Annotated in this window: 4 protein-coding genes; 2 read left to right on the top strand and 2 right to left on the bottom strand. The window is 55.1% G+C overall.

The window, feature by feature from the left end:
* The coding region (gene cas3 / locus NHH03_RS21660; protein WP_253159572.1) for a CRISPR-associated helicase Cas3' at positions 1–1,881 on the bottom strand (1,881 nt) is incomplete at its 3' end.
* A gap of 163 nt (positions 1,882–2,044) precedes the next feature.
* Positions 2,045–2,968, bottom strand: a complete 924-nt coding sequence (locus NHH03_RS21655; RefSeq protein WP_253159570.1) for a hypothetical protein — start codon at positions 2,966–2,968, stop codon at positions 2,045–2,047.
* A 235-nt stretch (positions 2,969–3,203) separates the two neighbouring features.
* On the opposite strand from NHH03_RS21655, the gene NHH03_RS21650 reads away from it, so the two are divergent.
* The gene (locus tag NHH03_RS21650; protein WP_253159567.1) at positions 3,204–5,168 is read left to right on the top strand and encodes a redoxin domain-containing protein; all 1,965 of its coding nucleotides are present in this window, start codon (positions 3,204–3,206) and stop codon (positions 5,166–5,168) included.
* The gene (locus NHH03_RS21645) at positions 5,165–7,522 is read left to right on the top strand and encodes an efflux RND transporter permease subunit (RefSeq protein WP_253159565.1); all 2,358 of its coding nucleotides are present in this window, start codon (positions 5,165–5,167) and stop codon (positions 7,520–7,522) included. Before NHH03_RS21650 ends, NHH03_RS21645 begins: the two co-directional genes overlap by 4 nt.
* The last annotated feature ends 36 nt before the right edge of the window (positions 7,523–7,558 follow it).

Below are 7,558 nucleotides of genomic sequence, written 5' to 3'. Positions count from 1 at the left end.
ATCGACGTGCGATTGCCCTGGTTCCCATGTCAGTTGAGCAGTCTGTCGCAAATAGCCAGGGGGCGGCAATCGTTCTGTCTGGAAAAGGACAACTTCGCCAACCTCCAGTTTTCCTTCTCGATTGCAACGACCGGCAGCTTGGGTAAGCGAATCCAATCCGCAAGCTGCTCGCATTACGACAGGGAAATCGACATCGACGCCAGCTTCGATCAATTGTGTGCTGACTACACGACAAGGTCGTTTGGACTCCGGCTGTAAACACTTTCGGATTTCGGTGAACCGTTCCAATCGGTGTGCCGCACACATCCGCGTACTCAAGTGGAAATTGCCCTCGTCGTCGCCTAACCGATCGAAGACATCAGCGGCATCAGGACGCGTGTTGACGATGCAAAGCACTCGATCGAGAGCAGCCATTTCATCAGCCAAGTCTTCATTGTCGAGTCGGATACATCCATCAGACGAAGATTCTGCAATTGGATTCGTGAGGTGCGATGCCGAACCTCCAATGACGTTGACGCGAGTGCGAGCCAGTTTTTGATGCAGCACATCGGCGTCATCAATAATCGCTCGAATATTGCGCAGGCCGATTGGGAAACGATCACGAATACTCAGCGCCGGCTGGGTTGCTGTGCACAGAACGACGCTACAGCCGTAGCATTCCACGAGTTCTTCAAGCACCATCAGTGTGGGCTGAATTAGCTCAACCGGCAAAGTTTGTGCTTCGTCCAGGATGATGACGCTTCGGGCAAGCCGATGTAATTTTCGACATTGACTGGTTCGTGTTGCAAACAGTGACTCAAACAATTGCACGTTGGTGGTAACGACAAGGGGGGCATCCCAGTTTTCACTTTGCAAACGGTTGGCGGCAGATTCGCGACAGGGTTCGAGATTGCTGTGATGCTCAAGAACCGCTCGATCGCCAAACGATGCGAAGACGTCTCGATAGACCTGTGCGTTCTGCTCGATAATGCTGGTAAATGGAACAGCGATGATAACTCGATCCATTTCCCATGAACCGGCGTGAGCATGACGTAGAGCAAATTCCAGAGATGCCAGTGTTTTTCCGCCACCCGTTGGCACATCGAGAGAGAAAAAGCCGGGTTCAAGAGTCGATTTTTCAATGCATTCCTCCCGTATCTTCTTGCGAATTTCGTTCAGAATGGTTTTTGGGGCAGCTGCGGTGAGTTCATCGATATGAACCGCTAAGCAGTCCCTTAATTGATCCAAAGAGAGATTCTCAAATTCTCGCTGTTTCGATTGAATCGGCGACATAAATGCTTCCGTCGCCAAGAAGTCCGCATCGACCAAACAACTAAAAAGCATTCGAGCGAACATCGCGACACGAAAGGTTTGCCGGATGTGATCACCTGGCGAAATCGGGTGTTTTCCCAGTTTCGCTAGATTCACCATTGGTGGTTTCGGGAGAAATTTGAGATCCTCTGGGGCGTTGTTGGCAAAATTGGCAATCTGTTTGTTCAGCCGTTGCCGCAGTCCGGATTGGCTGTGCCCATCGTCCCAATCAGGCAATCCAGCGTGATGGCCTGCAAAAACGTATGCTACGAGCCGTCCAAGCGGCCCGAACTGATCGACCGCCCATTTGGCAGCAGCCGTAGAATGATCGACTCTTCCGCTAAGCTCGGCTCGATGAATGTCTTGCATCGCGTCAAGCTGATGGTTCGCTTTGTGAATGTAGGTCTGGAACTCATTGGAGTACTTTCCAATGTCGTGCCAGCAGCCGAGAAGGTTTCCCCAGGATTTGAACTCGGGATGGATGCGCGCTGCAAATTCTTCGCACCGATTGGCGACTGCTTTCTCATGCTCCGCCATCGTTTCCCAGTTGCTGGGCGGTTGATCCGGTAGGCTATGTGCGTAGTAGTTCATGGAGCTCCGCTGGAGACGGGGGGGCGAATCACTCGGGAGCGAAGATACCAATCGGTGTGACACGTCTGGTCATTGGCAATCGTTTTTTTCGATTTCGATTGATTTAAGTCCGATTGCTCCGATTGCTCCGACGCGCATAGCGAAATGCGGAAACTCAACTCAATCAGCCGAATCGTTTGAGTTGGAAGCCTAGCTGTCGCAGGCAGAGTGTGTTGGCGATCAGCAATAGCATGCCGGTGAGGATGTAGCTGAGGACGAGAGAGCTGGTCTGGAAGTGGAATTCAAGACGAACCGCCGGGTCTTTCCAATTCAATGCGACCAGGGCCGCCAGAGTGGCCGCGATGGTCCAGGCCAGCAGTGAGCCGATCATTCGAAACGGCCGAATCGATTGGCCGGGGACCAGCAGACAGCGTAGCAACAGCAGCATGCTCAGCGTGAGTGTGATGATCGGCAACCCAGACAGGATCAGGTGGTAGATCAGCAATCCGATCGGCAGATAGTGAATTTGACCGATCTGCTGGCGGATGCAGACAAAACCGATCGCGGCGATCGCAGTCCACTCCAGCAGCGTGGCCAGATCCAACGAACGCGCCGGCATCGCCGGTTGATCGCGATCAAGCGTCCAGCGTCGCCAGAGTTTCATGGGCGCGGCCATAATCAGGCAGGTGAGTGCTGCCGCAGGGGCGGAATAGGATTCGTCTAAGATCTCCTTCCCCAGCCGCAACGAGAGATGGTTCAGAACGTTGTTCCAATACAGCGTCGACGCCACACTGAAAACTGCGTGCAGTAGTACGAAGCTGATCGCGATGGTCAGGCGTCGCATCAACGATGCGCGTAGCAATGCCAGGCAGACCAGAACAAAAACACAGGGCGCCATCTGCATGCCGGACGCGCTGCCTTCGATGATGTACAGCGTTTTGCTGTGCGTTTGGGAGACGCGGTCCAACCCCTGCAGCGCGTTCAAGTAGAGGGCATTGCCGACGAGGATGCCAAACGGGACGGGCAACAGCGTCAGTGCAACCAGCAGCGACCACCACGGCCAATCCGTTCGCTGTCGTTGTTCAGGAGCGTCGTCTGCAGCATTCATGACAGACAGCATACAATGGGGGCGCGTGCGGGAAAGCGTTTCGTAGCTGGCCCCGTCAGGGATCAGTCGGTTGTGAGTGCCAGGAATCTGAACCGTGGCCGGTCCAGCGACGATGCGTTCACTGCCAGTGCCGGAGCAACCTGAAGGTTGAACTCCAACGGGTGGGAGCGGTTGTTGCTAACATGTGACGCCATGGCACGAATAACGTCGAAACAGGTACCAAGGAATAAGTGTGTTGACTTCGATTCGATCTGTCGTCTTTGTCGCGGCAAGTGCAATGGTGTTGTCGCTGCAGGCCGCCGGTCCAGTGCAATGGCAACGACTCACCCCGCGGGCGACGAATGGTCAGCTGATTGGTTTAGATCCGACTGAATTCACCGTCGTTTGTTTTTTGGGAACGGAATGTCCCCTGGCACAGCTGTACGGTTCGCGTTTGCAATCGCTGGCGGATCGCTACGGTGATCAAGGTGTCCAGTTCTTGGGCGTCAACAGCAACATTCAAGATTCGCCGGCGGAAATTGATGCCTATGCCAAGCAGCACGCGATTCGATTTCCGATTGCCAAGGATGCCGACCAGTCCGTGGCTGCGGCGCTGGGGGCGACACGAACGCCCGAGGTGTTTGTGATCGATCCGGCCGGGTGGGTACGCTACCAAGGCCGCATCGATGACCAATACGAGCCGGGGATTTCGCGGCCGCATCCGACTCAGCACGATTTAAAGGATGCGATCGCAGCAGTGTTGGCGGGGGCTCCTGTGCGTCAACCGAAAACTCAAGGTGTCGGATGCTTGATCACTCGCTTGGCGAAGTCTGATTCGCCGGTCGCCACGTCAACCGACGTCACGTTTAATCGTGACATTGCACCGCTGCTGAACAAGCATTGCGTCGAGTGTCATCGGCCGGGCGAGATCGGTCCAATGGAGTTGACTGACTATGACGAAGTCGTTGGCTGGGGACAGATGATTTTGGAAGTGATCGACCAGGGGCGCATGCCGCCCTGGCATGCCGACCGCAGTGTCGGACATTTCGTCGGTGAACGTCATCTGCCGCCCAAAGCGCGAAACACGATTGCGACTTGGTTGGACAATGGGATGCCGCAGGGCGATCCGGCGGACCTACCAACGTTTTCCCAACGCACGCAGCGTTGGCAGTTTCAAACCGATCCGGACGGTGTCGTGGTGATGCGAGATCGTCCATTCATGGTGCCCGCCGATGGCGTGGTCGAGTACCAATACTTTGTTGTCGATCCACAGTGGAAAGAAGACCGCTGGATTCGTGCGGCTCAAGTGATTCCCGGTGACGCCAGCGTGGTGCACCACGCGATCGTGTTTGTCAGGCCTCCCGACGGTTCGGATTCTCCTGGAATCGGCTGGTTGGCTGCCTACGTCCCGGGGCAGCGCGCGGTGCAGTTGCCAGGTGGACATGCGAGGTTTGTCCCGGCCGGTTCCAAACTGGTGTTTCAAATGCACTACACACCCAACGGTACTGAGTCGGCCGATCAAACCGAGATTGGAATTTGGTCCGTCGACAGCAGCGAAGTGACTCATGAAGTTTTCACGCAATTGGCGATCGATCACGAATTTGAAATCCCGCCGGGCGCCAAAGACCACCAGGTCAACCTGTCGGTGGATTCGTTCCCACCGCAGAGCCGAATGTTAGGGATTACCCCGCACATGCATTTGCGCGGCAAGTCGTTTGAACTGACAGCCAGGGGGACCGACGGACAAACGCAACGTCTGTTGAGTGTCCCGCACTACGATTTTAATTGGCAGCACTGGTACGAGTTTTCGCAACCGGTCGATTTGGATGCCTTGGAATCATTGCAGATGACCGTCACCTTCGACAATTCCGCCGGCAATCCGTTCAATCCTGAACCGGGGGATTACGTTTCTTGGGGGGACCAAACCTGGGAGGAAATGGCGATCGCATTTTTTGATGTTGCCATTCCACGCGGCGGTCGCCGCTATCGTGAGAAAACTGCCCAGCCGTTGTCGGCTGAAAAGCTTGCGGTGATTCGCCAGTCAATCTCCGACCAGGCAGACCAGTTCTTGAAACAGATGGATTTAAACCAGGATGGCGTGATCGAGCGAGACGAAGCACCGATGGCATTCCGTCGGTTTGGGTTCCGACAATTCGACCACAACCGCAACGGCCGCATCGAACGTGACGAATTGCAATCTGAAGCGGCGGATCGTCTGTGAATAAACCAGATGCTTCGGCAGGGATCGCCGCAACGCTGTTTCGCTGGTGGGCCGATCATCCGCTGGCGCAAGTGATGGTCTTTTTGCTATTCACCTCGTTGGCGGTGATGGGACATGTCAATCCGACATGGGTCACGAGTCAGTTGTCTCGTATCGTTAACCACAATCGCGATTCCGCTGCCAACGAACAATCTGTCGCCCAGCCACGCCGCAAATCCGCAGTCCCGGAGGGCCCTGCCGCCCCACGAAATGTCCAACCCTTTCAAATTGGTGGTGGCCAGTGTGTGTTGGTCGCCCGGATCGCTGATTCGGAATCCGGCGACATTTTTACAAACGCGCATCTAACCGCGCTGCGACGTGTCGCCGATGAAATGGAGCGGTTGCCGCAAGTCCGCAGTGTGATGTGGTTGGACAATATTCCCGGGTTCAATCTGTTCGGATTGTCGGGCACGTTGATGCCCAGTGAGAACGCTTCGACGCGGCAAATGAATGCGGCACGGGATCGAGTTCTAGCGAACCCGTTGGCAGTCGGCCAGTTGATCTCCAAAGACGGACGAACCGTCCTGATGCAGCTACAGATCGACTGGTTTCATGCGACCAGCGATGAAGCGGTCACAACGGAGATTCGAAAAACAGCCGAAGCCGTCGAGGCAAAAATACCGCACGCGGCGATCGAGTTTCAATTGACCGGTCCGGTGCCGTTGCACCTGATGATGGCGAACAATCATGTGACCGACTCGTTCAAGTATCAAATGATCGGTTATGCGATCATGTTGTTGTCGGCGATCGTCTTGTTTCGTGGATTCTCGGCGGTCCTGATTGTGGCCATTGCCCCCGCGGTCGGTGTGGCATGGACCAACGGCATCCTGCACTACTTTGATTTGCAAGACAATCCGTTCAACGACATTATCGTACCGGTGCTGATCAGTCTGGTGGGACTGACCGATTCAGTACACCTGATGGTTGAAATTCGTCAGCAGCGGGCAAACGGTTTGCCGGTCCGTGAAGCGGCCCGACGTGGCATCGCCCGTGTCGGCATGGCGTGTTTTTTGACCAGCACCACCACTGCGATTGGATTTTTATCGCTGTTGTGGGCGCACCACGAAGTGGTTCGTGAGTTCGGCATGTGCTGTGTGGTCGGTGTCGTGATGACCTTTGTCAGCGTGTTGACGGTCATTCCACTCGGTTGCCGATCACCGCTGGGCAAACGCTTGCACATCGGACTAGGCAAGAGCGTGATCGATAGTCAATTGCGACGAATCGGGCCGCTGGTCGATTGGGTGCTGCGGCGAGACAAAGCGGTGGCCTGGATAGCGATTGTGGCCACGGCGGTCTTGGTCTTGATCTCCTTGCAATTGGAACCAGACGAAAAACGTTACAGCGGGCTCAGTGAATCTGGCGAAGCCGCCCAAGCGTTGCGGCACCTGGATCGATCACTCGGTGGATTGGAGTTTAGTTCAGTGAATGTCCGCTGGTACGACGTGTCGAATGACGGCGAGTTGCTGAAGGTACTTGGCGAAGTCGACGCGCTGTTGGCAAAGGAACCGTTGATCGGAAACCCGATCGGCGTCGGACAATTGTTGGCGGCGCTACCCGGCGCCGGTGACTCGGCCGAGCGAATGTCGCTGCTGGAATTATTGCCGGGATCGATCAAGCGAGCCTTTTATAGTCCGGAACGACAAAATGCATCGATTCAATTTCGTGTCCAAGACCTGGGGATCGCCGCGTACAGCGATTCGTTTGCGAGAATCGAAACAGGGTTGCAACAGATCGTCGATCGACATCCCAATTTTGATCTGTCGTTGGATGGAAATGCGGTGGATCGGTGGCGCAACATCTATCAAATTGTGACAGATCTAGCGACCAGTTTAGGAACGGCAAGCCTGGTGATTTGGCTGGTGCTGACCTTGGTGTACCGGTCACTGCGGATCGGATTGATTTCCATCGTCCCCAACGTTTTCCCGCTCGCTTCTACCGCCGCAATCTTGGTGTTGTGCGGCGAGCATTTGGAAATTGTGACCGTCTGTGTGTTCACGATCTGCGTCGGTATCGCCGTGGATGACACGATCCATTTTTTGACGCGCTATCAGGAAGAGGCCAAATGCGGTGGTGATCACAAGACGGTGATTCGCCGCGCGTTCACCGGTGTTGGATCGGCATTGTTGATGACGACGATCGTGTTGATTGCCGGTCTGGCGTCGGCAATCATTGGCGACTCACGCGATGCCAGAATTTTTGGCATCATGGGATGTTTGACGTTGGCGACGGCGTTGTTTGCTGACGTGGTATTATTGCCTGCGATGCTCAGTCGATTCGCTAAACCGCCGACTGCATCGAAGATCGACGAAAGCTGAAACGCCAGACCAGGCTTTCTCACGATTCGAAAACTT

The organism is Stieleria tagensis, assembly GCF_024129865.1.
GTDB lineage: Bacteria > Planctomycetota > Planctomycetia > Pirellulales > Pirellulaceae > Stieleria > Stieleria tagensis.
This window is presented reverse-complemented; position numbering and strand designations above follow the sequence as displayed.